This is a genomic window from Streptomyces sp. NPDC059499, assembly GCF_042749285.1.
Classification (GTDB): Bacteria; Actinomycetota; Actinomycetes; order Streptomycetales; family Streptomycetaceae; genus Streptomyces.
Genome location: NZ_JBHYTT010000014.1, coordinates 1 through 24,443, shown reverse-complemented (window position 1 = coordinate 24,443; position 24,443 = coordinate 1). Strand labels below are relative to the sequence as shown.

The following is a 24,443-nucleotide window of genomic DNA, read 5'->3' as shown; positions in this document are numbered from 1 at the left end:
CCCCCGCACACCCTGGGTGCCGCCCACTGCGATCACGCGGTGGGCGGCACTCCGGGGCCGGCCGTCCCCCACTTCCGAGGAGACCATTCCCCCATGCACCTGACACGACCGCTGTGGACCGCGCTGCGGTCCCTGGCCACCGCAGCGCTGGCCGGACTGCTCGTCCTGCCGGGCAGCGCCACCGCACACGCCGCCGACACCGGGTCGACTGCCGCGGCGGCTCCCGAGCTGTTGCTCGGCCAGTCCACCCGCGCTGCCTGGGACGACTTCAACAGCTTCGGCCAGAACGCCGACGGCGGATCCGTCTACTACGAGCTGCGCAGCGGCAACTGGGTGAACACAGCCCACCGCGACTTCGCCACCCTCCTCGCCGACCAGGGCAAGACCGTCCAGGTCGGGATCAGCTGGAAGGACAACCCACCGGGTTTCAACGGCGGTGACGAGAACACCAAGGCCGCCCGGTCCCGCGCCGTGACGGCGGAGATAGCGGCCGGTGGCCACACCGCCTCCCTCGACCGGCTGCTCGCCTTCACCGAAGCCCACCCCCAGGCCCGGTTCAAGCTGCGGCTGGACTACGAGGTCAGCAGCTACTACCACTGCACCGACGCGACCTGCGCCTCGTACAAGAACGCCTTCAACCGGCTCGCCTCGTATCTCGACAGCAAGTCCACCGCCCGCAACCTCCAGTACGTCTTCCACCCCGTGCGCGGCGAGTTCGAGGCCATGTACCCGGGCGACTCCGCCGTCGACTGGATGGGCGTCTCCGTCTTCGCCCACGAACTGTGCCTCCCGATCCACGACCGGGGCTACCTCTACAACGGCACCCCGCCGCAGAACTACGATGTCGGCGCGAGCCAGTGCCGCAACGCCTACATCGGCACGGACTCGCACGGCAACCCTGCCGCGGTCTGGCGCAACTTCGACCACGACGCCAACGTGCTCAAGCTCGTCAAGTTCGCCAAGGACCATGGAAAGCCGGTCGTCCTGTCAGAGGCGGGGATGATGAACTTCACCGCCGACGGCGGAGCGACCGACGGCCTGGAGCAACAGCGCGGCGACCTCTGGGTCAAGCGTCTCTTCTCCCTCATGAACTACCGGGGTCCCATCCCGAACCTGCCTGGTGAGCACGATCTGCGGGGCGTCATCCGCTCGGTGGCCTACATCAACCTGGACTTCCGCTACGGCTGGGACGGCATCGACGACGGAAGCTTCGACTTCGCGCCCGACACGACCTGGTTCGTCGACGGCAGGCTTTCCCGCTACGGCAATGCGAGAGCCTCCTTCTGTCAGGGCCTCGCCGCGAACGGATTCACCGCGCGCTGTCGGTAACGGGGATCGCCCGTCGGTTCCGGGGCGTGTCCCCGTCCCGGAACCTCCACGCGGAGCATCGCACCACGCCCGAGCCCTGCTCTGCCTCGTACGCCGCAGGGCCGACTTCATCAGTCGTGACGGCGTCAGCGCCGGGGCCGCTCCGGGACGTGCACGCGTCTGTCCCACTCGCGTCAGCCCTCACATACTGTGCTCGGCCGAGGTGGTCGTCCTGTCGCCGGCGCCGCAGGCGAACGCGGGGGAATGCAGTCCCGGCTCCTGGTCCGGGCGGCGCTTGCGTCGCCCGCGCCTGGCCCAGTCGACAGGCGCGGGCGTCGTGGGCAAGGGTCGGGCCATCTGTCCCGCCGGGGGTCGGATCCCGTACGGGACTCACACGGTGGGGCGGGAATGCACGCTGACGGCGTAGCCGCAGCCCTCTTCGTAGAGGTCGCCGCTCCAGGTGGAACAGCGCTGCCGCAACGTCAGACCGGCCTCGGTGCACCAGCGGTCGAACTCCGTGATGGTCAGCGGCGGTTCCGCCAGCGGCAGGTGTGCCGCATCCAGTCCCATGCCCGTGACCAGCAGACCGCCGGGGCACAACGCGGCAGCCAGTTGCCGGACGACCTCTGGCTCGGTGCCGGGGGCCAGAAGAGGGATGACGTTTCCGGCGGCGAGCACCAGGTCGAAGCAAGGCTCCAGGTCGAGGTCATCCAGACGGGCGAGGTCACCGAGGACCCACTCCTGCGTGGGGGCCTCACGGCGGGCGACGGCGAGCATCGATGGGTCGACGTCCACGCCGGTGCAGTGGTGGCCCAGTTCGGTGAGGCGGATCGCGATCCGGCCGGTTCCGCAGCCGGCATCGAGTACCCGCGCGGCAGGCTTCAGCAATGCGGCACAGAAGGCGGCCTCGCCGTGGACGTCGTGGCCCGACTCGACGAGCCGCGCGAAACGCCGCGCGTACTCCTCCCCAGCTTCTCCGCCGGTCAGTTCCGCCCAACGGTCGCGTTGCCCGGTCATGTTCACACTGCCCCTCTGGTCAGCCTCGCCCACAGGGACAAGGACAGTGTCATCCTATTTCTGCGCGGACCGGCTGTTACGCGCGGACACAGTGAACGACCCGCGTTCGACGGCCGGACGGAGCGATCCCCGCGGCCGGCTCTCGGAGGTCACCGTCCTGCTCGTGGAGCGCTAACTCCGTACGGCGAGCAGTTGCCGCCAACGGGGTTGTTCGGCGATCAGGCTGGTTGCGGCCAGCACCATCACGGTGACGGCAGCCCACGTCGGCCAGGCCACCCAGGAAGAGATGACAGCCGCGAGATACTGGAGAAGTACCAGGGCGATGGTCACCACGCCCGGGACGGGCACGAGGATCTTCTCCCTGTCCATCCCGTTGTCGCCCGGGGTGACGAAGACGGTGAGTACGCCGAGCAGCAGGATCACCGAGACCACGGCGAGCAGCACGGAGTACGGGGCGAGGGCCCAGGGAGTGGCCACCCAGGCGGCGAGCATGGTGAGGAATCGAAGTGGATCCGCCAGACGCGTCACGCATCGACTTTCCCACAGCGGGCGTCGGGGCGGGGCGATTCAGCAGAAGATTCACCAGTGCCCGGGACGTATGGGTCCAGGGTGGCTGCGTAGGTCTTCAGCGAGCGCGCAGAGCACCTGCGGCCGTCGGCGGCCCGATCGTGCGGGGCGACCTGGCTGGATGACGTCATTGTGTTGACGGGGCCGCCGTGGCGGTGCTGCCTCAAGGCTGAGGGCATGACGACGACACTCGGTCGTTTTGCTACCGGTGCTTCGGACCCTCGAGCAGCGGCCGGCTCCTACCGGCCACTGGGATAGGTTCGCTGCGGCGGGTACGCCTGAGTGGGCGCGCCTGCGGTCGCACACGGGTCGTGGGTCGATGTGAGGAGTGCGGGTGTCTGTGTCAGGCGCGGAGCAGGTGGTGCCGGTTGCGGGTATGCCGTGCTGGATCAACCTCATGGTCGGCGACCTCGTCGCTGCGCGGGCCTTCTACGCGGCGGTTCTCGGCTGGGAGTTCCGTCGGAGTTCGCTGGGCGATCAGTTTGTCGTCGCGTCGGCCGACGGGTTGCCGGTTGCGGGCATCGGCGAGCGCCGGCCGGGGCTTGCTCCCGCCTCGGAGTGGACGCCGTACTTCGCCGTGCGGGACGCCGATGTGACGGCAGCCCGGATCCAGGAGCGAGGGGCCACCCTCGCGGTGGGCCCCATTCCACTGGGCCGGGGGCGCGCTGGGCTGGCAGCCGACCCGGAAGGGGCGACATTCGGCTTCTGGGAGGGTCCCGCTCTGGCGTGGGCGTCGGGCGCGGGAAGCGCCCCCGCCCGGCTCGATCTGCAGACCCGGGACGTGTTCGACGCAGCGAGGTTCTACGGGGAGGTCTTCGGCTGGGCATCGGAAGCGGCGATCGACGTGACCTTCCGGCAGCATCACGTCGTCGTCGAACGGGACAGCCGACCAGCCCTCTCCCTGCGCGGCGGCGGCGTTCCGAGTGCTGATCAACCGCAGCTCCGACCGCGTTGGCTTGTCAGCTTCCCGGTCGACGACGTCGAGCGTGCCGTCGCTGCCGCGGTCGACGCCGGAGCGACCAGGCCTCAGCTCTCAGCGACTTCCTGGGCACCGAAGGGATTCTCACGGACTCTGCAGAGCCCGGACGGCGGTCTGTTCACGCTCAGCCATCGAGAGGACTGAGAAGCAGCGGTCGGAACGGGTCCCGAGGGGCTGACGCCCTGGGGTGTCGGTGTGGGGACCGAGTGTCTGGGCGTCCCTCTGTTTCGAGCCGCTTCGAGGGGTAACACGAACACCATGACTGCAGAGAATGATGGATCCAAGAAGAACGTAATCGGTTCTGCGGCGGAGGCCAGTACAGGTGCCCGGACGGCTGCCGCCGAGGGGCGACAGATCACTGAGGCCGCCGGGAACCAGGCCAAGTCCGGCTCGGCGGTCGCAGCCTCGGAAGCCAAGTCATCGGCGCAGGACGCCAAGTCTTCGGCCCAGGAAGCCGCCGAGTCGGCGGGGACCGGTGTGCGGCTGGCCGGCCTGGCGGCGAAGCGAGCCGCTGTCGCCGGGTGGGAAACGGGCCGGCAGACCGTCCTGGACACGGCGGGCAGGGTGCCGTCGACCGCGACCATCGCTCGCACCGTCGGCAAGCACCGCAAGGTCATGGCCGTGGGCGCCGCCGCCGGCGTCGGTGGACTCCTCGCCGGCGCGTTCACCCTCGGACGCCAGACGGCCAGGAGCCATGTCGGGCCGATCACGCGCCTCACCGGCGGCCGGCTCTGACCGGACCCCGGCACGCACCCAACCCCTGGAGGGCCGGCAGAGCGCTGTCGGCCCTCTTTGTATGGCGCCCGGTGTTCGAAGGCATCGTCGATACCGGGGCGCTCGGGGTCACCCCGGAGCACGCCCCATCATGGCTGGGGCTGAACTGTCACCGTGTCGCCGACCGGAGGCAGGGGCTTCGTGCGGCGGCGGCGGGCACCGAGCGGGCTGAGCTCGAAGGCCAGCCGTCCCAGCGCGATGAGAGAGCCCTGCCCGAAGACGAGGATCAGCCATGCTCCGTCGTGCCAGTACCAGTCCTCGGTCCAGGGCCGCATCATCGCCAGCGTCACTATGAGATGTGAGACGGCGATGATGATGCCCGGCCGGCGCCGCCGGGGGAGAACGAGCGGCACCAGCGCCCAGAGCGTGGAGGCAAGTACCAGCCAGGGGGCGACGAATGCCAGGCCGAACATGCTGGACCTCGATATCGGTAGACGATGCCAGCCAACGTCACACCGGTGGGCCCGGAGCACCAGCCCGGCACGGTATCTCCCGGATCACGATGCGGCTTCGGCGACCCACCGGTTCGGCGGGGCACGGGATTCATCGCCTCCTCCTGTTCGACCGGGCGCTGCCTCGATGACGCCGCGATGACTCCGCCGGGCAAGGGCGTACAGATCAGATGACCCGCGCTGCGTCCGGCGCGGCGACAATCGCCTGGGCGGCTCGTGCCGCCTGGGCCGCTATGCCCGCAATGCTCGACGTGATGAACGGACCGCCACCGGCAAGGTCTCCCACCACGTGCAGACGCGGGTCAGCCGGTATCGGGCCACCGGACGGGTGCCGGTCGGCCGCGCCGTCGGCGAGCAGGGACGCGACGGTCCGAAGCGCGCCCCGAGGGATCGAACGTGGCGGCGGATTCACGGCGTTGACGGCGATGTCGAAGGTGCGTGCACCGTCAGCTCCGTGCACCCGGAACATCCCGTCGGCAACCTCGATCCTGCGGACGCCCGACGCGACAGTGAGCTGCCCGGAGTCCAACAGCCGCATCATGACCGCGGCGTTCACCGGGACCATCGGTGACGCCACACTCGTCACCATGCGGAAGTGCCGCCGAAGCCGCAGCCGGTCGGCCTCGGGCAGTAGTCCCCACGCGTACGGGCCGACGCTGTGCGCTGTCTCCTGGAGGACTCGGCGGCCGATCCGGACGTCGTCGACAGCGGCCAGTTGGGCTTTCAGACGCCGGGCCGGATCCTCCGTCCCGGACGCCAGCAGCTCGGCCGCGAAGGCTTCGAAGTCCTCTGCTCTGTGCGCCAGTTCGGCCCGCATCAGCCCGATGAGGTGCTCAAGGGTGACGGCACCGTGTTGCCGGTGCAGCGCCGTCACCCGCTCGGCGGTCACGTACTGCGGCCGGTGTCCGACCGGGCGCTGCCAGACGTGGGGCAGCACCCCGCTGCGGGACAGCAGGGTGATCGGCCCGGTGTGCCCGTGCGCGACGAGCGACACGACGACGTCGACCGCGGTCAGGCCGCTCCCGATGACCGCGATGTTGCTGCCGGCCGGTACACGGTCGAGTGTGCGTGCCAGCGGGTACGGGTCGTCGACGAAGGCGGGGACGCCCCGAGCCCGTAATGGTCCTGCGGTGTCCCCCCGCCCACGCACAGCGCCACGTGGTCGGCCTCGTACCCACGCCCGTCCTCCGTACGGAGCGACCAGGACGCCCCGGACCGCGCCACCTCGATGACGCGCGCGTTGATGATGCGCACCTGCCAACCTCCTTCGCGCAGGGCGGCCACCGCCGTCTCGGCGGTGTGTACCAGGTACTCGCCGTACAGCGCGCGCGGAACCAGCGGCTGTCCCAGCCGTTCGTCGAGGTGAGCGGTGCCACGCGGGCCCAGCCAGGCTGTGTAGTGCCCGAAGTCGAGGTGGCGGATCGACATGATGGCCGGAGGTGCGTTGACCAGCACGGCGTCCAGGTCCGGGCCGTACGGGCGGCCCCGCCAGAGATGGGGGGACGGCTCGAACACGGTGATGACTCCGGGGCTGTGGGCGGTGGCAGCCAACGTGTCCAACAGGCCGACCGCGGCAGCACCCGCTCCGACGATTGCGATATCCATGCTCTTCCCTTCACGTTCCAGGACGCCGCCGGCAGAAGCCGCGGCCTCCTTGAGCCTCGTCGCCGCCTGGCCCCGCCCCCATCCCCCGCGATCGGTGACCGACCGCAAGGGTCCCCCTCAAACGGGGGGTTGGCGCCTGGAAGTCGGGCGGGCAGGCTGGCCTGCATCCAGACCACGGGAGATCACCATGTCCGATGCGCGCCGCCGGGCCGAGGCACTGTCAGCTCACGCAAAGGTGCTGTCGGGTGCGGAGCGGGCCACCGACACACTCGAGCTGTTCAGACGCACGTCCACGAAGCTGCGACGGCTCATGCCGTTCGACTCCGCCGTATGGGCGGCCACCGATCCGGAGACCGGTCTCATCACCGCACCGATGCTGGTGGAGGACCTCGGCTCCGGCGAAGGCTGTGCCGCATACTGGGAAAGCGAACTCTTGGAGGAGAACGTCGTACCGTTTCGGGACCTGGCCCGCGCCGCGGTTCCGGCGGCCGGGCTGCGCGTGGCCACGGGCGACCTGCCCACGCGCAGCGCGCACTTCCGGCGGCTGCTCGGGAGCCGGGGGGTGGACGACGAGCTACGGGCCGTCCTGAGGGTCGGCGACCGGCCGTGGGCCGTGGTGAGCCTGTTCCGCATGCGCGGTGGCGCCCCGTTCGGCCCGGTCGAGACGACACTGCTCGCCGGTCTGTCCGGTCCGCTGGCCTCGCTGCTCCGGCGGTTCGCCCGCCCGTCCGCGTCCTCCGCCGGAACCGACGCACCCGCACCCGGACTGGTCCTCTTCGGTCCCTCCGGTGAGCCGACTTCGATCAACGAAGAGGCGCGCCGACATCTCTCGCAGCTCCCTCAAGGGCCCTCGATCCCCTCGCAGTTGGGTCTGCGGCTCCCAATCTGGGTGGTCGCCACCGCGCTTCAGGCCCAGGCGATCGCCCGGGGCCGCGAGCGGGCGGGCCTCGCGCGCGTACGCATCCGAACGGTTGACGGCCGATGGCTGACCTGCCACGCCTCCTGCCTCAGCGGCCCCGCCGGGCGACCCGGTCCCGTGGCGCTCATCATCGAGCCGGTGGCCGCCGCCGACCGGGCGGTGATCATCGCCGACGCGTACGGTCTCACGCCGCGCGAGCTGGAGATCACGCAGCTCATCACACGCGGGCTGCCCACCATAGAGATCGCCTCGACGCTGTTCATCTCCCCCACACCGTGCGCGACCACGTCAAGGCCGTCTTCGGCAAGATGGAAGTCTCCAGCCGAGGAGAACTCGTTGCACGGTTGTTCGCCGAGCACTACCGGCCTGCGGCCCCGAAGGCAGACCGGTACCCCCGTCGAAGGGACCGCTCCGACTCGAGTCCGGACGTCTGCGCTTCGTGAGTGGTTGACGCCGTCACAGATTGGGAGAGCGGGTGGTCACCATGGATCGGGGCAACCAGGTCGGCGGCTACCAACAGGGCATTGCCGTACGGCCGGCAGGTACTCACGTCTCACAGCAGCGCGAGGACGCAGGAGCGTGCCGTCACCGCCCCAAGGGCCGGGTATACGGCCTCCCGGCCAAGGTCAGTGATGTACTCAGTACGATGTGCCCGTGATCCCTCCCATACCTGCTGGCACCCGTCAGCTCCTCCTCGTCGCCTGCACATTCACAGCCGTTGCCGCTGGCGCCCTCGGCTGGTTTGCCGCACAGGACGTCCGTCCGAGCTGCACCTACGGGATAATCACACTGGGATCCGAGCCGGAACAGCAGCAGGAAGCCATGGATCGCGGATACTGGCAAGCCGTCGCCTCGGGCAACTGCGAACCGCCTCACCCTCGCTGGCGTTTCTGGATGGGCTGACCGCCAGTCGCTGAGTCTCTCAGGGACCTCAGCTGACACGGGATCAGCACTGAGAAAGTCTCCACGGATGGTCTCGCCGTAGGGTGTCGCCATCACACACACCCCGTCCCGTTGTTTTGATGTGCGCCAGACCCTCTGACAGGGTGCGGACATCAAGCGGGGAGGGAACCCATGTTGAAGCAAGTCGCCGAGGGTGTGCTGATCCACCAGAGTGAGTTGCTCGAGAACAACACCGTTGTCGTGCAGGGCAGGGACGGCGTGCTACTCGTAGACGCCGGGATTACCGGTGCCGAGATGACCTGCTTGGCGAACGACCTGCGTGGGCTGGGCCAGCCCGTGGCGGCAGGGTTCTCGACGCATCCTGATTGGGATCACGTGCTCTGGCACGCCGAACTTGGTAAAGCGCCTCGTTACGGCACAGCCCGCTGCGCGGACTTTATGCAGGATGTGTTGTCGAACGCGGACTGGAAGACCAGCGTCACCGAGGGGCTGCCGCCAGAGATCGCCGAGGACACACCGCTCGACCAGTACGGCCTCATCACTGGTCTGCCCGCTGAAACCGCGCAGCTTCCTTGGGACGGCCCTGAGGTGCGGATCATTGAGCATCCGGCGCATGCCCCGGGCCATGCGGCCCTGTTGATCGAAGAACGCCGAGTTCTCATCGCCGGCGACATGCTCTCCGACGTCTTCGTTCCCATGCTCGACGACACCGATAACCCGATTGAGGACTACCTCGTCGGGCTAAGGCTGCTTGAGGGCGTAGCGGACGACGTCGATGTCCTCATCCCCGGACATGGGTCCGTCGCCAGGAATGATGAGGTACGCGCGAGGATCACATTGGATCGAGCGTATGTGGAGGACCTACGTGATGCCCGCGTTTCCAGCGACCCGCGGGTCGTATCGCCCAAACCCGGCTGGGAGTGGGCAAGCGACATTCACGAAGGGCAGGCCAGCGACCTCGCCCGACGAAGCAAGCGCGAAGGGACGCCTGACTAGAGAGCTGCTTCCGCCACAAGGCACCCCTGCCAGTGAGCCTCTTCTGAGCTGGCGGCGCTGAAGGCGAGTTGGACCGTTCTGCGCAACTACGAAGCTCCTGGCAGGCGGGTTCTCGACCAAGATCACCCGTGTCGTCCAGGAGCTTCGCGTGCTTGCCTACCCGTCCTCGATCGACTTGTCCACCCGCACCCTGCGGTACCTCGCCGGACAACTGACGGCCAGGCGTCGGGACATCGCGACGCGGTGACGGCGGCTTCCCGTGGCACGTCAGCCCCTGCTCGCCCTGGCCCACCTGTGGTGCGGTGACACCTACGCCCAGCTCGCAGCTGGGTTCGGCATCGGGATCGCCACCGTCTACCGCTACAAACGTGAAGCCATCGAGGTTCTGGCCACCCTCGCCCCGACCTTGAGCGAGGCGATGAAGACCATCCGGGCCAAGATGTTCCTCATCCTCGACGGCACCCTGCTGCCCATCGACCGCATCGCCGCCGACACCCCGTACTACTCAGGGAAACACCAACGCCACGGCATGAACGTCCAGGTCCTCACTGATCCGTTCAGACGGCTGCTCTGGGCCTCGCCAGTTCTCCCGGCTCGACCCACGATCTGACCGCCGCCCGGCAGCACGGGATCAACGACGCCCTCGCCACAGCGGGCCTCAAGTGCTGCGCGGACAAGGCGTACCAAGGAGCCGGTGGGCACGTCCGGGTCCCGTTTTCGGGGCCGTCGCCTCAAGCAGTGGAAGCGCCGCCACAACACCACCCACGCCAAGATCCGTTGCCTTGGCGGCCAGGCCATGGCCACCCTCAAGGGCCGGCGGCTCCTGCGGAAACTCCACTGCAGCGATCACTCCGCCGATCTCAAATTCTTGCGCTCCTTGGCCTGGAAGCGCGCCTTCTTCTGCCGATTCCCGCACGTGTTCATGTCGCACCATTTGCGCGTACGACTCTGGCTGGTGTCGAAGAAGGCGGCCTGGCAGGTCGGCGATGCGCACAGGGCCAGCTTTCCGTCTCTTTCGCCTGCCAGGATGCTGATCGCGTCGGCGGCGATCACACCGAGGGCATCTTCCACGCAGGAAGCCGAGTTGAGCCGCCATCGCCGCTTGCCCTCGGGCGTCAGGATGGCCGCGGCCCGCCCCCGAGCGCTGCAGTCATTGATGACGTGGACAGCAGACACAGGGAGGGCCTCGTGGATCGCGGCCGCTGTCGCGGCAGCGTGGATCGACTCCCTCAGCTCCCGAGCGAGGTCGAGCTGGGCAGTGGCGCACGAGTCCACGGCGAGGCCGTTCACTGCCAGCCAGTCGATGAGTCGGTGGGGCACGGGAATGCGCTCGACAGCATCGCCATGACGCTCCGTCAGAGTCGCCGTGAAGCTGGTCGCCAGCACGTTACCGAGGCGAAAGTCAGGGAAGCCAGCAGGCATGGAACCACCTTAGCCGGTTGCACGCCGAGGACAAGGCATGCTAGAACCGGCTAAGCCGGTTCCTCGATGGCCAGGAGGTGTCATGCCCCGCCTAACCAACGACGTGCAAGCATGGAAAGCTCACGCAACTGACGCTGACCTCGACGATCTGCGCGCGCGATTGGCCGCAGCACGACTGCCGGAGGCCGAGACGGTCCCTCGCGCCGCGTCCGGCCCTCGCCGGTGGGAGCAGGGCGTTCCTCTCGCCGACCTCGTCGACGTCGTGAACTACTGGCGCACCGGTTACAACTGGCGGTCGCTCGAAGAGCGTCTCGACCGGATCGGCCAGTTCCGTACGACCATTGATGATCTGGGAATCCACTTCCTGCACCGCCGGTCCGCACGCGCGGATGCCACTCCTCTGCTCCTGACGCACGGCTGGCCGGACAGCATCGTTCGGTTCATCGATGTAGCGGACGAGCTGGCAGATCCGAAGGCTGCGGACGCGCCGGCATTCCACGTCGTGGTCCCGTCGCTACCCGGCTTCGGGTACAGCGACAAGCCTGCCATCACCGGATGGGGAACCGAGAAGATCGCGGCCGCATGGGTGGAGCTGATGGGGAGGCTCGGCTACGACAAGTTCGTGGCCCATGGCGGCGACTGGGGAGGCAACATCACCACGGTCCTCGGCGGCAGGTTCCCGGCACAGGTTCTCGGCATCCACACCACGTTCGCGGAGGCGCCGCCCGGGTTGACCACGGACGGACTGACGGCGGTCGAGCGCAGGTGGACCGAGGAGACCCGCGATTTCTGGCGTCACCACGCGGCGTACGCGAAGCAGCAGGCGACCCGACCGCAGACCATCGGCTACTCGCTCGTCGACTCGCCGGTCGGGCTTCTTGCCTGGATCCTTGACAAGTTCGCCGAGTGGTCGGACACCGAGGACAGCCCGTTCGAGAGGATCTCCAGAGACCGCATTCTCGATGACGTCACCCTGTACTGGCTGACGCGGACCGGCGCATCGGCGGCTCGCATCTACTACGAGAGCCACAACTCGCTGGACCCCGAACTTCGGGTCGACGTCCCGTCGGCACTCACCATGTATCCCCGCGACGTCGAGAAGTGCCCACGCCCCTGGGCTCAGGAGCGGTACCGACAGATCGTGCGCTGGAAGACACCCGAAGTCGGGGGGCATTTCCCGTCGCTGGAGGTTCCCGAGTATTTCGTCAAAGACCTGCAAGAGGGCCTCGCGGCTGTGCTGGCCGCCGCTCATCGGTGAACCAGGGCGCACCGAAGCAGCAGCGTTCGACATCACCGTTTACCGGCCCGCAGCCCGTCCCGTATCGCGAGCGCCAGGACGAGGAGTGCCAGCAGCGTGAAGACGACCATGCCCGTCACCGAACCGCCGATGGCACGTCCGTCGAGCTGCGAGGGAAGCCTGACAGTGCCGGGGCGCACCGGATCGTAGACGACCGTCAGTTGGTCCCCCGGTTTCGAACCGACGGAGTCACCTTCAAGATCCAGGTTCGTACGTTCCGGTCCTGACTGCGTCTCGAACCGCACGTCGACATGCAGCGCTTCATCGGCATCCGACGACCCGGTGACCGAAACAACCGTGGCAGTGACTTCCTGGCCACGGCTGCGCAGATGGTTCAGCGCTTGGTCCTCCTTCCATGCATCCCAGCCCATGAAGCACACAGCAATCGTGCACATGATGGCGAACATGCCGGCCCCTCGGGCAGCCCGCCACCGAGCATCGTGCAGCCACGCCCGGTTCCCGCCACGTCGCATATGGCCCAGGAACAGCGCGGGAGTCGCGTTAGCGCGGCACCAGCGGTCGATACGGGAAGCGGGATGGCGCGCCACCAGCCGGCGCAGCATCTTGAGGAGGGCGAGCGCAGTCCCTGGGACGACGAACATCCAGATGATATGGAACGGCGAAAAGGCGAGCCAGGCCACCAGGAACACCGCTACAAAGACCGTCGACCAGCTCAGAGCCGGGAAATCTTGCCCTGAATCGGAGGGCTTCACTTCGGCCAACGCCGTGCTCCCTTCGCCGTCGCACTCGTCTTCAGAGACAGTCCGCAGCCGGGAACAGTTGCACGCTCGACGGCACGAGGCTGGTTCGCACTCAGCAGGCGCACGCTCAGGGACGGATGCGGGAGCAGGAGCAGGTCCGAAGCCCGCGTCTCCTGACTGAGGGCACGGCGGTGGGCACCTTCGTCACCTCGGCCTTCGGGGGTGTCCCCGCTGGGTCCCCGCGACCTCGACGACAAGGCCACGGGCTGACCGAGCTTCGCCGCGCCGCCCTGCTGGACCTGGACGTCAAGCCGTCTGCCTGGTCGGAGTGACGGCAAGCCGAGGCGTGCTTCAACGATCGGCATACGTCACGATGGTCTGCCAGGCGGAACAGCATGTGGTCGCCCGGTAGGAGCGGTCTGTCGGTGAGGGTGTGGGTCCATGGGTCAGAGCGAAGACCAGATCTTGGCTGAGGAGCTTGCTGCTCTCGGCGCAGTGAGTGGGGGTAGTGGTCGCTTGGTCCGGGTGGTGGCCAAGCTGATGAGGAAGAACGTCCATGAGGTCGATCTGCTTGTTCCCTTGCCTTTCGACGATGCGATGAAACGCGTCTTCGGTGTGCTCGGGAGGGCGGGTCACGTCATTGAGACCGTGCCAGTTCGCCTTGGTGAGGACGAAACTATCCGCATCGTCGCCAGCGGCGGTGCCGGCGGTCTGAATCCCGTAGTGGTGACCGCGCGAGTACTGAAGGCCGATGGGGGCAGCTCGGAGGTCTGGCTTCGTGCAGCTGCCAAAGAGGGTCTGATCAGGCAGCGAGCCGGGGAGAAGACCGCCGTCCGTCTCGCCGCCCAGCTGAGCCAAGCAACCGGAGCGGACAGGGCAGGCGGGTGAGCGGCAAGCCATCAGCGGCCTTGACTATGTCTGAGTTATCGGCGCTTCCGGGGACAGAGCCGTCGGCGCGAAGGCGCGTTGTTCGTAGGTCTTGAGGCAGTGAGCTCTTTCAGAGTGGCCACTGATCGGGTGACCGGCCGAGCCGAAGCGCGATGGTTGTCACCAAGGCAAGCGGGTTGTCACTTCGCGTCCGTGGCTGATTCGGTGCGACTTCCGCGGTGGGTAGGATCGAGTGACACTGGCCTGCGCCTGCCGAAGGTGTCTGTACCCCTTACCCGGGGCGGCTGACCGGGCGGGCAGACTGCATTCATGCAGCTCCCCACCGAAGCCGTTACCGCCACCGCGCTGATCGAGGTCGTACGGATCTCCGCCCTTCCCACCAGGCGGGATGTCCCGTACCCCGGCACGGCAGTTGCCCACTGGGCCGGGAGCGAGGCCGCCGCCGCCCTAGCCCTGATCGAGAGCCTGCCCGGCAGTGAACAACAACGCTGCGGCTTCTCACCGGGCTGGAGCGTCCGGGCGTACGAGGACGCTCTCGATCTGGCGCTGTTCGAGGCGGCGTTCTGCTTCACCTGCCACGAGGTCCGCATGCAGGGAACGGCGGTGCCGCCCGCTCTGGGCACGCAGTTCTTCGACCCGGACACCCTGCCGGCCCGGACCCTGCTGTCTCTCTTCCGCAAGGCAGCTCCGTAACCGACCGACCGGATGAGCATCCCTCGACGGGTGACAGGAAGGCTGCCGATTGAACGACTGTGACAAGTAGCCTGCCTCCTGGGCCACAACCACGCTGCTTCGGCCTAGCACTTTTACCAGCCCATTCGGCTCGGCTCCGCACCCGCTGCGAACGACGCGCCGATCTCCACCAGGGCCTGCTCGAGCTGGCCTGCAGCCTCAAAGGCCTCCGCCGTCTACGAACCTCAGCCTGAGCGATCAGCTGACTACGCTGAACCACCCCGGCCGCACCTCGGTCAAGAGCGGTTGTAGCGACTGCACTGCGTACCGCAGGTCCTCATCCGTGACGTCAAGAGGCTTCGGCAGGCTCAGCCCATACCAGCGCAGCCGCCAAAGATCGAAGAGTTCCCTCCCGTCGGCTGCGAAGTCCACATCGACCTCAATGCCGTTGTCGCTCACGAAGCAGCACCCTGCCCCATGAACCTTGTAGGAGTAGGTGCCGACGTGCCCACTCCGGCTGAGGGTCCGGCGAGAACGGACCAGACCGAGGAAATCTGCCAGTCGCTCAAGCGAGGGGATGGCTACCCTCATGGCCTCGTCAATCGTCTTCAGAGCGCGGACGTAGCCGAGCACGAGGTCTCGTGCAGCTTCGACCCGTTCCATACGACGTCACTCCCCTGAGCCTGCGGCTGTAGGGATTGTTCCATGGGCCGCCAGTGTCGCCGCAGGACGGCATTCTGAGCCGTTGAGGACGAGGACTTCGCCGTCGAGACGTCCAGTACCCGGCCCACCGCGCTGGCCAAGCCCTTCACCCGCTGGTCGAATGGCCTCAGAGACACGATGAGCGCCTCGGCCGCAATGCCGGCGTCCTCCAAGCTCTGGAGCTTCCGGTCTTTGGCACGTTCACTGGGCACGGTGGATATGTGCATGTAGGCCCGAGCGCCACCGCGGCACACCTTCCCGGTCAGAGAGCACTAGGCGTGGATGCGTACGACGGTCACCACCGTCGGCCGGCTGGTCGACCACGTGGGAGTGAGCGGTGGCCTGGCTGCGGCCAGGCGCATGGTGAGAAAATTCGGCTGCGTCAGGCGAAGGTCACCTCGGCGGTCGCGTGCTGCTCGTCGCGGCGGGTCGCGACGCGCACGCTGGTGGTGCCGTCCCCCGTCGTAGCCGGGTCGGCAAGGGCACGTAGGTGCTCACCGGCGAAGACCGGCTTGCGCAGACGGTACGAGACCGTCCGCACGGCGCGTCCGGGGGCTTCGCGGCGGGCCGGTTCCAGCATGAGGAGCACCAGTAGAGGGCCGTGCACGACCAGCCCGGGGTAGCCCTCCACACCCTGCGCATACGGAGCGTCGTAGTGGATGCGGTGCGCGTTGGCGGTCAGTGCGCTGAACCGGAAGAGGAGCGGGGGCCCGGGGCGTAGCGCCAGTTGCCAGGCCGCTTCGGAGGGCTCGGCGTCGGCAGGGTCGAGCTCGACCCCGGTGGCGTGACGCTCGTCGTCGCCGCTGCGGTAGACGAAGTCCTGCTCGTCCACGACGCTCAGCCGTCCTTCCTGGCTGATTTCCTGTCGCACCGTCACAAACGCCATCTCGCCGGTGCGCCCCTGCTTGATCTCGACCTTGGCGAGGCTGCTCCTGCGCTCGGCGGGAACACCGGCCAGCAGCGGGGCGCGGAACTCTGCGCGACCGCCGGCGAACATGCGCCTGCGGCCGGGGATCGGCGGCAGGAAGTGTCCGCGTGTGGGGTGGCCGTCCTCGCCGAGCTCGGCCTGGGCGGGCCATTCCAGGAAGTGCAGCCAGTGCCACAGCGGTGGCAGTGCCTGACCCGCCGCTGTGACCGGCGGCGCCTGGTCGAGAACGGCGGCGAGCGCGGAGACGGGCGCCGGGGACAGGTCGTCGTGCGCGACAACGGGGGCCGGGCTCCATGCATTCAGGTAGTGGGCGAGACCAGGCTTGTCCTGCGAGGTGTCGGGGTCCAATTCGGTTTCCGATCCGGTGCGGCGCGTGCCCCGTCCGCGGGGCCGCGCATCAGGAGGCGCGCGGGGGCAGCCGGTGCGCTCGGGCTTTCACGAGAGTGCGGGCCGGTCACGTCGGGCGGCGACCACCGCCGGGGACCGGAACCGACCCGGCTCTACGGGCCTATGGCGGGATCCCGCCTTCGCCTCGCTCGGTCCGACCTCCGTCGTGCCGGGCACCGGGAGGAGGGAACCGAACTGCCGCCATGAATGTGACCGTACCCGCTGTCGGCCGTGCTCGGACTTCGCGTGGGGCCACGCCGTCAAGATCCTCCGAGGCGTACGGCCATGGCAGCGACATCACCTGACGATCGTCCCCTTGGCGTGGCTCCGGGAACCGACGGACAGCGCCGTGTGGCCGATAGCCTCGGAGCAGAGGTCGTCACACGTCTAGGCCGCCCCGACTGATGAGCTGACGGGCAATCACATTGCGCTGGATCTCGTTGGTGCCCTCACCGACGATCATCAGCGGTGCGTCACGGAAGTAGCGCTCGACGTCGAATTCGGTGGAGTAGCCGTAGCCGCCATGGATACGGACGGCGTTGAGCGCGATCTGCATGGCCGTCTCGGAGGCGAACAGCTTGGCCATGCCCGCCTCCATGTCGATGCGCCGGCCTGCGTCCGCCTCTCGGGCGGCGTGCAGGGTGAGCTGCCGGGCCGCGGTCAGCGAAGTGGCCATGTCCGCAAGGTAGTTGCCTACGGACTGGTGCTGCCAGATCGGCTGACCGAACGACTCCCGCTCCTGGGCGTAGCGCAGCGAGTCCTCCAGGGCGGCACGCCCCACGCCCAGCGCGCGGGCGGCGACGTTGAGGCGTCCGGTCTCCAGGCCCTTCATCATCTGGCCGAAGCCCTTGCCGTCCACACCGCCGAGCACGGAGTCAGCTCCGGCCCGGTACTCATCGAAGACCAACTCGCAGCTCTCGATGCCCTTGTAGCCGAGCTTGGGGAGATCGCGGGAGACGGTCAGACCCGGGCCGTGCTCCACGAGGAGAATGGAAATGCCGCGGTGCTTGGGCTCGGCCTGCGGGTCGGTCTTGCAGAGCAGGGCGATGAGCTGCGAGCGACGCGAGTTGGTGATCCACGTCTTGGAACCATCGATGACGTAGCCATCGCCGTCACGGCGCGCGACGGTCCGCATGGCCTGCAGGTCGGATCCGCCTCCGGGCTCGGTGAGCGCCATGGTGGCCCGCACCTCGCCGGTCGCCATTCTCGGCAGGTAGCGCTCCTTCTGCTCCTGGGTGCCGTAGATCTGCAGGAGCTTGGCGACGACGGTGTGCCCGCCCATCGCCCCGGTCAGGGTCATCCAGCCGCGGGCGAGCTCCTCGGCGATCAGAACGTAACAGGGGGTGGAGACCGGGGTGCCGCCGAACTCCTCGGGGACCGCCAGCCCGAAGATGCCCATCTCCTTCATGTGCTCGATGAGGGCTTCCGGGTAGGTGTTGGTGTGATCCAGTTCCCGGACGACGGGCTTGACCTGCTTGTCGACGAACTCCTGGACGGTGCCGACGATCAGCCGCTCGTCGGCGGACAGGATGTCGAGGGTACTCATGACTGGGTGCGCTCCTTGTCTGTGGTGCCGTCCGCGCGCAGTGCGGCGATGTCGTCCGCGTCGTACCCGAGTGCCGTGAGGATGGCCTCGGTGTGTTCGCCCGCGGCCGGTACCGGGTCCATCCGGGCAGGAACGGTGCCGAGCTGTACGGGCGGCAGCAGTGCCTGGACGGTAGCGCCCGGGATGTCCAGAGGACGCCAGCGGTCGCGCTCGACGAGGACGGGGTGATCGAGGAAGTCGTCCACGGTGTTGACCGATGAATTGGCGATGTTGGCGCGGTCGAGCAGCTTCATGGCCTCGTCGCTGCCGAGGGTCGCGAAGCGGGCCTCGACGACAGCGTTCAGCTCGGCTCGGTGGGCGACACGGGCCGATCCGGTCGCGAAGCGGGGGTCGTCGGCCAGTTCGGGCTGTTCCAGGACCGTTGCGCACAGCGAGACCCACTCGCGCTCGTTCTGGATGGCCAGCAGGACGTCCTTGCCGTCGGCCGCGACGAAGGGGCCGTACGGGGCGATCGTGGCGTGCTGGGCGCCGACCCGTGGAGGTTGTGTGCCGCCGTAGCGGGTGTAGTAGGCCGGCTGAGCCATCCACTCGCCGAGGGCGTCGAACAGCGAGACCTCGACGGGGTGGGCCTGCCCGGTGGTGGCCCGGGTGAACAGCGCGGTGAGAATGCCGGAGTACGCGTACATACCGGCGGCGATGTCGGCCACCGAGATGCCGGCCTTGGCGACCTCGTCGGGAGTGCCCGTGATCGAGACCAACCCTGTCTGGCACTGCATCAGCAGGTCGTACGCCTTGCGGGACGACCAGGAACTGCCGCTGCCGAAACCGGTGACGGAGCAGCTGATCAACGATGGGTACGAGAGCGCGAGGCTCTCGGCGTCCAGGCCCAGGCGAGCGGCCGCACCCGGGGCGAGGTTCTGCACGAACACATCGGCGTCGGCCAGCAGGCGGTGGAGGATTTCGCTGCCCTTACCTGTCTTCACGTCGAGGGACAACGACTCCTTGGAGCGGTTGAGCCAGACGAAATAGCTTGCCTCACCGTGCACCGTGGTGTCGTACCTGCGCGCGAAGTCGCCGCCACCCGGACGCTCCACCTTGATCACGCGGGCCCCGAGATCGGCGAGCTGGCGGGTGGCGAAGGGTGCGGCGACTGCCTGTTCGAGGCTGACGACGGTGATGCCCTCAAGAGGCAGAGGGGTCATGGAGTAGCTCCTGTCATTCCGAGGGGGCGGAGAGGGCGGCCGGTCAGCGACCCTTCCACACCGGAGCACGCTTCTCGGCGAAGGCGCGGGTGCCTTCGTCGACATCCTCGGAGTCGAAGGCGGCCTGAGCGATGGCCATCTGGGCGTCGTACGCCTCGTCGGCCGGCGACGTCGGGGCGGTCCGCGCAATCAAAAAGCGGTGAAGGACTGCAACGCCAAGTACCCGCAGGACAAGGTGAATCAGGCCCTCCAGGTCGGTATGGCCCATGGCGCGACCATCGTCGGCGTGCTCAAGGTGCTTGCAAGGCAAGCGATCCCAGCCGCGACGGCATCACTGCCGCGATGCCGAGCTGAACAACTTCACCACCGACGTGGCTGCGCCCCACGACCTGTCGGACAACGCAAGGTGTCGAGCCGCAACAACTTCGTGCCGCAGCCGGAGGCGAGCATTCCCGGTGGGCCGAAGCCCGTCAAGGCCACTCGGTTCAACGGTCCCGTCCGTTGACAGAACATCACCCCCCTCCCATCATGGGAGCGCTCCCATCTCGGAATCCGGGCAGTCCCACCGTGCACGACCGCAATGCACCGCGCCGCCCCCGTGCCCACGCTCCGCCGCAGCACCTGCGCACCGTCTGTTCCCCGCGCCCGAGAGCAGCATCATGCCGCCGGGCCGACGCCCGCTCGTCCGCACCGCCCGTCCGTCCGTCCGTACCTACCGCCTGCCCGGCACGCGTCGACCAGTCCGTGTCGCCGACCCCTAGGAAGGACCCCCATGGCATTGCCGCAGAGACCTGTCGGGCTGGCCCCCGCCGGTCGCCCCCGTAACCTCGCACGCACCGTCGCCGCCCTGGCGGCGACGCTCGCCCTGCTGTCCCCCCTCGGCGCCGCCGGCACCGCGTCCGCCGCCGCCGCGCAGGAGGCGTCGGCCGCGGACGTCAGTGTCCGGGTGAACACGCAGGCGTCGCTCGGCCGGCTCTCCGACACCGCCCGTGGTGTCAACGCCGCTGTCTGGGACTCGCACATGAACGACCCCGAAGTCGCCGCCCTCATGAAGACGGCCGATGTCGGGGCGATGCGCTACCCGGGTGGTTCGTACGCCGACATCTACCACTGGGAGACACACACCGCGCCCGGCGGATACGTCGCCCCGGGCACCGGCTTCGACGCCTTCATGGGCACGGTCCGCGCCACCGGCGCGCAGCCGATCCTGATCGCCAACTACGGCTCCGGCACGCCCGAGGAGGCGGCGGGCTGGGTCCGGTACGCGAACGTCACCAAGGACTACGACGCGAAGTACTGGGAGATCGGCAACGAGATCTACGGCAACGGCCACTACGGCAGCGGCTGGGAGCACGACGACCACGCGGACAAGAGCCCCCGGGAGTACGCCCGTCAGGTCCGCGCCTACGCCACCGCCATGAAGGCCGTCGACCCGACCATCAAGATCGGTGCGGTCCTCACCACCCCGGGCAACTGGCCGGACGGCGTCGTCGGCGAGGGCGATCCGGGCGACTGGAACCACACCGTGCTCTCCGAAGTCACCGACGTCATCGATTTCGTGAGCGTCCACTGGTACGCGGGCGGCTCCGACACCTCAGCGGACGCCGCCCTGTCCCGGCTGACCCGGCTGCCCGGCGAACTGCGGGAGGTGCGCAACCAGATCGACCGGCACGCGGGTGCCGACTCCCCGCGCATCGGCATCGCCCTCACCGAAGTCAACACCAACACCGGCGGCGCCATGCTCACCGCCCGCCCCAACGGCCTGTTCGCCGCCGACGCCTTCATGACGGCCCTGGAGAACGGTGTGTTCAACGTCGACTGGTGGAACACCCACAACGGCCCGGGCGCCATCACCACCGTCGACGGCGAAACCGACTACGGCGACATGGGCATGCTGTCCGGCGGTTCCTGCACGGGTGACGTCTGCCAACCGGCGGCGAACACGCCGTTCCACCCCTACTACGGCATGAAGATGACCAGCGAACTGGGCACCGCCGGCGACGCCATGGTCGCCGCTTCGTCCTCCTCCCAGGACGTCTCCGCACACGCCGTGCACCGCCGCGACGGGCGCCTGAGCGTCCTGCTCATCAACAAGGACCCCGACACGGCACGGACCGTGGACCTCCAGTACGCGGGCTTCACCCCGTCCGCCGCCGCACCCGAGGTCAGCCGCTACGCCCGCGGCGACAGTGACATCACCGACGTCACCGGCAGTGGGGCGTCCGCCTCCCAGGTCACCGTGCCGCCGTACGCGATGCTCACCGTCACGGTCACCCCGCAGCCCGGCACCGGGGCCGGCGCCTCGGCCGCCGGCGCGCCGGGCACACCGAAGCTGGAGGCGGTGACCGACACCACCGCGCGCCTGTCGTGGGAGGGGGCGGCCGGTGCCGCCCGCTACCTGGTCCAGGAGCGGGACGGCGCACACACCCGGCTGGTCGGAGAGGCCACCGGCAAGTCCGTGACCCTGCGGAACCTGCCGCCGGGCAGCACCCACACGGTCAACGTGCTGGCCGCCGACGCCACGGGGCGGATCTCCACCCCGTCCGTTCCGCTGACCTTCACCACCGGAACCCCACCGGACGCCTCCTGCGCCCTGACCTTCCACCGGGACACGAGCTGGGGCAACGGCTTCGTGACCACGGTCACCGTCCGGAACCTCTCGGACACCCCGATCACGGGCTGGACCGTGGACTGGGACTGGCCGACGGACGGCCAGTCGGTGTCCTCCGGCTGGAGCGCCACGTTCCATCAGACCGGTCGCCACGTCCGCGTGACCGCGGCGGAGGGCGCCGGACCGTTGGCCCCGGACGGCGCGTCGACGGCCTCGTTCGGCTTCGTCGGCGCCAACGACGGCCCCAACCCCGATCCGACCGCCATCCGCCTCAACGGCACTGTCTGCTCCGTCGGTTGAGATCGGGTCCGCCCGGGAGCGGTGGCAGGACGAACTGCCCCGGGCGGACCTGTCACGGCTCCGGCACCTCGCGCCTACAGCCGCCGTCTCCGGCCCGCCCGGCACGGCGAGGGCCCTGTCCAACGCGTCGACTCACGAACTGCGCTGACGCGTCGCCGGTCGGCGGCTTGGCGCAGGAGGGTGCGGACGCCGCGTCCGAGGCGCTCCGGCCGGTCTTCTGCGTGATGATGGACGGAAGAACCATCGCCGCAGAAGACATGAGCCGGTGCCGTTCCGCCGAGCCGGCTCGGAAGGGGCGGCAGCCATGCCCACCTCCGGAACGAAGAGATCGGCCGCCGCCGCACTCGCCGCGCTCACGCTCGTCCTCACGGCGGCCTGCAACAGCTCGGGCGAAGGGGGGAAAGCTCCCACGACGCCATCCGCGGCGGCACGCGCGGACGTGCTCGCCGTGAAGATCGACAACGTGGCCGCGGCCCGGCCGCCGACCGGGCTAGAGAAGGCCGACATCGTCTACGTGGAGCAGGTGGAGGCAGGCCTCAGCCGCATACTCGCCGCCTACTCCTCCGACGTGCCGTCCGTCATCGGCCCCGTACGCAGCGCGCGCGAGACGGATCTGGAGCTGCTCCGGCAGTTCGACGATCCCACGCTCGCGTACTCGGGCGCCCAGTCCGCCCTCCAGCCGTCGATCGAAGCTGCCCCCCTCGACGCGCTGCCTCCGTCGAAGGCCCCGAACGCCTATTTCCGCGGCGGGGACCGCGCCGCACCGCACAATCTGTACCTGCGCCCGGAGAAGATCCCGCACGCCCCCACCGGGGTGAACGCGGCCGAGGACATCGGGCTCCGCTTCGCCGCGCCGCCCCCGGGCGGTACTCCCGTCAGCGGGCGCACGGTGTCGTACCCGTCGGCACGGTTCACCTTCACCTGGTCCGCGAATGAAGACCGGTGGCTGGTGAGCATGGACGGCACCCCGGCCCGTACGGCCTCCGGTGACCGGCTCGGAGCGGCCACCGTGGTCCTTCAGGACGTGGACGTGCAGGATTCCCGCTTCCGTGACCGAGGCGGAAACACCTCGCCCTTCAGCACGACCGTGGGGTCCGGTTCGGCGGCCGTACTGCGTGACGGCAAGTCGTACGACGTGGCATGGGAGCGGAACACCGCAGAGTCGGTGACCGGCTTCACCACCGAGGACGGCGAGCCGATGACGTTCGCGCGGGGCCAGGTCTGGATCGTGCTCGTACCGAAGTGACGCGGGGCGGCCCCGCCCGGTCGCGCGAAGCTTCCGCGTATGGATCCGAGTGCCGATCAGCGAAGGTACTGAGTTCCTTCTGCTGGCTCAGTCTTCACCGAGGGCGGACTCGATCTGCTGCACGACGCGCCACATCGGGGCGCCCTTCGGGGCGACCATGACGACCACATCACTCTCCGCCTCACGACCTCCGGCGGGCCGGCCGGCCGCTTCCCCCCACACGTCACGCACCAGGCCGAGGGCACGGTCCACGGCGATCTCGGCGTCCCCCACTCCGCCCGAACGGAGCCATGACCGCAGCGCGTTGTTGTGGGCGGCCACGACCGCGGCGGCCACCACGTCGGCCCGGAGCCCGCCCTCGGGGGCCTCGGCCCAGCGCCCGCGAAGGTAGGCGGCCAGCGTGCGTTCGTAGCGGCGCACGACGGACTGCTCGTACATGCGCAGCCCCGGAACCTCACGCGTCAGCCCGTAGCGCTGTACGGAGAACTGGGGGTTCGCCGCGTACATCCGCATGACAAGCCGCGCGGCGTCGCACACCACACTGACGGGATCGGGATCCTCGCGTCCGTCCAGGAGATCTGTCATGTCGGCCAGGCAGCGCTCGTGGTCGGGGAAGACGGCATCCTCCTTCGACGGGAAGTACCGGAAGAACGAACGACGCCCCACGCCCGCCCGCGCAACGATGTCGTCCACCGTGGTCCGCTCGAAGCCGCGCTCCAGGAAGAGCTGGAAGGCGGCCTCGGCGAGGGCCTCACGCATCGGCACCTTGACGGGGGAATCCGAGGAGTCCGGTTCGGCTGCCGCCTTGCGTCGCCTGCGCGCTTCAGTCATGCGGGGAACGTAACACCGGAGCACGAGCATTGGCACTACGTACCTTGCATGAGGGTACTGAGTGCCATAATGTCGGTCCCACGAACCGCATCAGCTAGGAGAGCCGGCGTGAGCTTGAGGATCGTTGTCTGTGTGAAGTACGTGCCCGACGCCACCGGCGACCGGCACTTCGCCGATGACCTGACCCTGG

The 24,443-nt window shown here is 68.6% G+C and carries 23 protein-coding genes and 3 pseudogenes; 13 read left to right on the top strand and 13 right to left on the bottom strand.

The features are described 5' to 3' along the window. The first annotated feature begins 93 nt into the window (after positions 1–93). On the top strand, positions 94–1,329 hold the full coding sequence (locus ACFW9O_RS27580) for a hypothetical protein (RefSeq protein ID WP_384613036.1): 1,236 nt from the start codon (positions 94–96) through the stop codon (positions 1,327–1,329). Between the two features lie 369 nt (positions 1,330–1,698). Here the strand turns inward: ACFW9O_RS27580 and ACFW9O_RS27575 are convergent, their stop codons facing one another. Both ACFW9O_RS27575 and ACFW9O_RS27570 read right to left on the bottom strand, forming a co-directional pair. Then, positions 1,699–2,325, bottom strand: coding sequence for a class I SAM-dependent methyltransferase (locus ACFW9O_RS27575; RefSeq protein WP_384613034.1), 627 nt, complete (start codon positions 2,323–2,325; stop codon positions 1,699–1,701). A gap of 171 nt (positions 2,326–2,496) precedes the next feature. Further along, positions 2,497–2,853 (bottom strand): hypothetical protein, encoded by a 357-nt coding sequence (locus tag ACFW9O_RS27570; protein ID WP_384613032.1) that lies wholly within the window; start codon positions 2,851–2,853, stop codon positions 2,497–2,499. Positions 2,854–3,226: 373 nt separating this feature from the next. On the opposite strand from ACFW9O_RS27570, the gene ACFW9O_RS27565 reads away from it, so the two are divergent. Beyond that, positions 3,227–4,015: a VOC family protein gene (locus ACFW9O_RS27565; protein ID WP_384613030.1), complete on the top strand. Its 789-nt coding sequence runs from the start codon at positions 3,227–3,229 to the stop codon at positions 4,013–4,015. A 114-nt stretch (positions 4,016–4,129) separates the two neighbouring features. Next, complete coding sequence (locus ACFW9O_RS27560) at positions 4,130–4,606, top strand: hypothetical protein (RefSeq protein ID WP_384613028.1); 477 nt, start codon at positions 4,130–4,132, stop codon at positions 4,604–4,606. Positions 4,607–4,734: 128 nt separating this feature from the next. Here ACFW9O_RS27560 and ACFW9O_RS27555 read toward each other — a convergent pair whose 3' ends face one another. The 3 genes from ACFW9O_RS27555 to ACFW9O_RS27545 all read right to left on the bottom strand — a co-directional run bounded on the left by ACFW9O_RS27555 (position 4,735) and on the right by ACFW9O_RS27545 (position 6,702). After that, positions 4,735–5,058 (bottom strand): hypothetical protein, encoded by a 324-nt coding sequence (locus tag ACFW9O_RS27555; RefSeq protein ID WP_384613026.1) that lies wholly within the window; start codon positions 5,056–5,058, stop codon positions 4,735–4,737. 205 nt (positions 5,059–5,263) lie between these two features. Beyond that, positions 5,264–6,091 (bottom strand): hypothetical protein, encoded by an 828-nt coding sequence (locus ACFW9O_RS27550; RefSeq protein WP_384613025.1) that lies wholly within the window; start codon positions 6,089–6,091, stop codon positions 5,264–5,266. A 17-nt stretch (positions 6,092–6,108) separates the two neighbouring features. Then, positions 6,109–6,702: an FAD/NAD(P)-binding protein gene (locus ACFW9O_RS27545; RefSeq protein WP_384613023.1), complete on the bottom strand. Its 594-nt coding sequence runs from the start codon at positions 6,700–6,702 to the stop codon at positions 6,109–6,111. Between the two features lie 187 nt (positions 6,703–6,889). Here ACFW9O_RS27545 and ACFW9O_RS27540 point away from each other — a divergent pair, with 187 nt between their 5' ends. From ACFW9O_RS27540 to ACFW9O_RS27530, 3 genes and pseudogenes are all read left to right on the top strand, one after another. After that, positions 6,890–8,254, top strand: a complete 1,365-nt coding sequence (locus tag ACFW9O_RS27540) for a LuxR C-terminal-related transcriptional regulator (RefSeq protein ID WP_384613021.1) — start codon at positions 6,890–6,892, stop codon at positions 8,252–8,254. A 441-nt stretch (positions 8,255–8,695) separates the two neighbouring features. Beyond that, complete coding sequence (locus tag ACFW9O_RS27535; RefSeq protein WP_384613019.1) at positions 8,696–9,520, top strand: MBL fold metallo-hydrolase; 825 nt, start codon at positions 8,696–8,698, stop codon at positions 9,518–9,520. 148 nt (positions 9,521–9,668) lie between these two features. Then, a pseudogene (locus ACFW9O_RS27530) lies at positions 9,669–10,364 on the top strand (transposase family protein); the annotation flags it as partial. 2 nt (positions 10,365–10,366) lie between these two features. On the opposite strand, the gene ACFW9O_RS27525 reads toward ACFW9O_RS27530, so the two are convergent. Beyond that, positions 10,367–10,942: a CGNR zinc finger domain-containing protein gene (locus ACFW9O_RS27525; RefSeq protein ID WP_384613242.1), complete on the bottom strand. Its 576-nt coding sequence runs from the start codon at positions 10,940–10,942 to the stop codon at positions 10,367–10,369. Positions 10,943–11,024: 82 nt separating this feature from the next. On the opposite strand from ACFW9O_RS27525, the gene ACFW9O_RS27520 reads away from it, so the two are divergent. Continuing rightward, complete coding sequence (locus ACFW9O_RS27520; protein ID WP_384613017.1) at positions 11,025–12,200, top strand: epoxide hydrolase; 1,176 nt, start codon at positions 11,025–11,027, stop codon at positions 12,198–12,200. Between the two features lie 32 nt (positions 12,201–12,232). Here the strand turns inward: ACFW9O_RS27520 and ACFW9O_RS27515 are convergent, their stop codons facing one another. Further along, positions 12,233–12,952, bottom strand: coding sequence for a DUF3592 domain-containing protein (locus tag ACFW9O_RS27515; protein WP_384613241.1), 720 nt, complete (start codon positions 12,950–12,952; stop codon positions 12,233–12,235). Positions 12,953–13,381: 429 nt separating this feature from the next. On the opposite strand from ACFW9O_RS27515, the gene ACFW9O_RS27510 reads away from it, so the two are divergent. From ACFW9O_RS27510 to ACFW9O_RS27500, 3 genes and pseudogenes are all read left to right on the top strand, one after another. After that, on the top strand, positions 13,382–13,828 hold the full coding sequence (locus tag ACFW9O_RS27510; protein ID WP_351179492.1) for a hypothetical protein: 447 nt from the start codon (positions 13,382–13,384) through the stop codon (positions 13,826–13,828). A 309-nt stretch (positions 13,829–14,137) separates the two neighbouring features. After that, positions 14,138–14,521, top strand: a complete 384-nt coding sequence (locus ACFW9O_RS27505; protein ID WP_351179489.1) for a hypothetical protein — start codon at positions 14,138–14,140, stop codon at positions 14,519–14,521. Positions 14,522–14,652: 131 nt separating this feature from the next. After that, positions 14,653–14,754: pseudogene (locus ACFW9O_RS27500) on the top strand (IS5/IS1182 family transposase); the annotation flags it as partial. A gap of 4 nt (positions 14,755–14,758) precedes the next feature. Here the strand turns inward: ACFW9O_RS27500 and ACFW9O_RS27495 are convergent. From ACFW9O_RS27495 to ACFW9O_RS27475, 5 genes are all read right to left on the bottom strand, one after another. Beyond that, complete coding sequence (locus tag ACFW9O_RS27495) at positions 14,759–15,163, bottom strand: DUF6896 domain-containing protein (protein WP_384613015.1); 405 nt, start codon at positions 15,161–15,163, stop codon at positions 14,759–14,761. A gap of 421 nt (positions 15,164–15,584) precedes the next feature. Next, the gene (locus tag ACFW9O_RS27490) at positions 15,585–16,478 is read right to left on the bottom strand and encodes a MaoC family dehydratase N-terminal domain-containing protein (RefSeq protein ID WP_384613013.1); all 894 of its coding nucleotides are present in this window, start codon (positions 16,476–16,478) and stop codon (positions 15,585–15,587) included. Positions 16,479–16,896: 418 nt separating this feature from the next. Next, positions 16,897–18,063 (bottom strand): acyl-CoA dehydrogenase family protein, encoded by a 1,167-nt coding sequence (locus tag ACFW9O_RS27485; RefSeq protein WP_384613011.1) that lies wholly within the window; start codon positions 18,061–18,063, stop codon positions 16,897–16,899. Then, complete coding sequence (locus tag ACFW9O_RS27480) at positions 18,060–19,265, bottom strand: CaiB/BaiF CoA-transferase family protein (protein WP_351179477.1); 1,206 nt, start codon at positions 19,263–19,265, stop codon at positions 18,060–18,062. Before ACFW9O_RS27480 ends, ACFW9O_RS27485 begins: the two co-directional genes overlap by 4 nt. A gap of 43 nt (positions 19,266–19,308) precedes the next feature. Further along, positions 19,309–19,533, bottom strand: a complete 225-nt coding sequence (locus tag ACFW9O_RS27475) for a hypothetical protein (protein WP_384613009.1) — start codon at positions 19,531–19,533, stop codon at positions 19,309–19,311. A 504-nt stretch (positions 19,534–20,037) separates the two neighbouring features. On the opposite strand from ACFW9O_RS27475, the gene ACFW9O_RS27470 reads away from it, so the two are divergent. Then, a complete protein-coding gene (locus ACFW9O_RS27470) occupies positions 20,038–22,176 on the top strand; it encodes a cellulose binding domain-containing protein (RefSeq protein ID WP_384613007.1) in 2,139 nt (712 codons plus the stop codon). Positions 22,177–22,480: 304 nt separating this feature from the next. Continuing rightward, complete coding sequence (locus ACFW9O_RS27465; RefSeq protein WP_384613005.1) at positions 22,481–23,422, top strand: DUF3048 domain-containing protein; 942 nt, start codon at positions 22,481–22,483, stop codon at positions 23,420–23,422. Between the two features lie 87 nt (positions 23,423–23,509). Here ACFW9O_RS27465 and ACFW9O_RS27460 read toward each other — a convergent pair whose 3' ends face one another. Further along, the gene (locus tag ACFW9O_RS27460; RefSeq protein WP_384613003.1) at positions 23,510–24,253 is read right to left on the bottom strand and encodes a TetR family transcriptional regulator; all 744 of its coding nucleotides are present in this window, start codon (positions 24,251–24,253) and stop codon (positions 23,510–23,512) included. Between the two features lie 108 nt (positions 24,254–24,361). On the opposite strand from ACFW9O_RS27460, the pseudogene ACFW9O_RS27455 reads away from it, so the two are divergent. Next, positions 24,362–24,443 (top strand): annotated as a pseudogene (locus tag ACFW9O_RS27455) (electron transfer flavoprotein subunit beta); the annotation flags it as partial.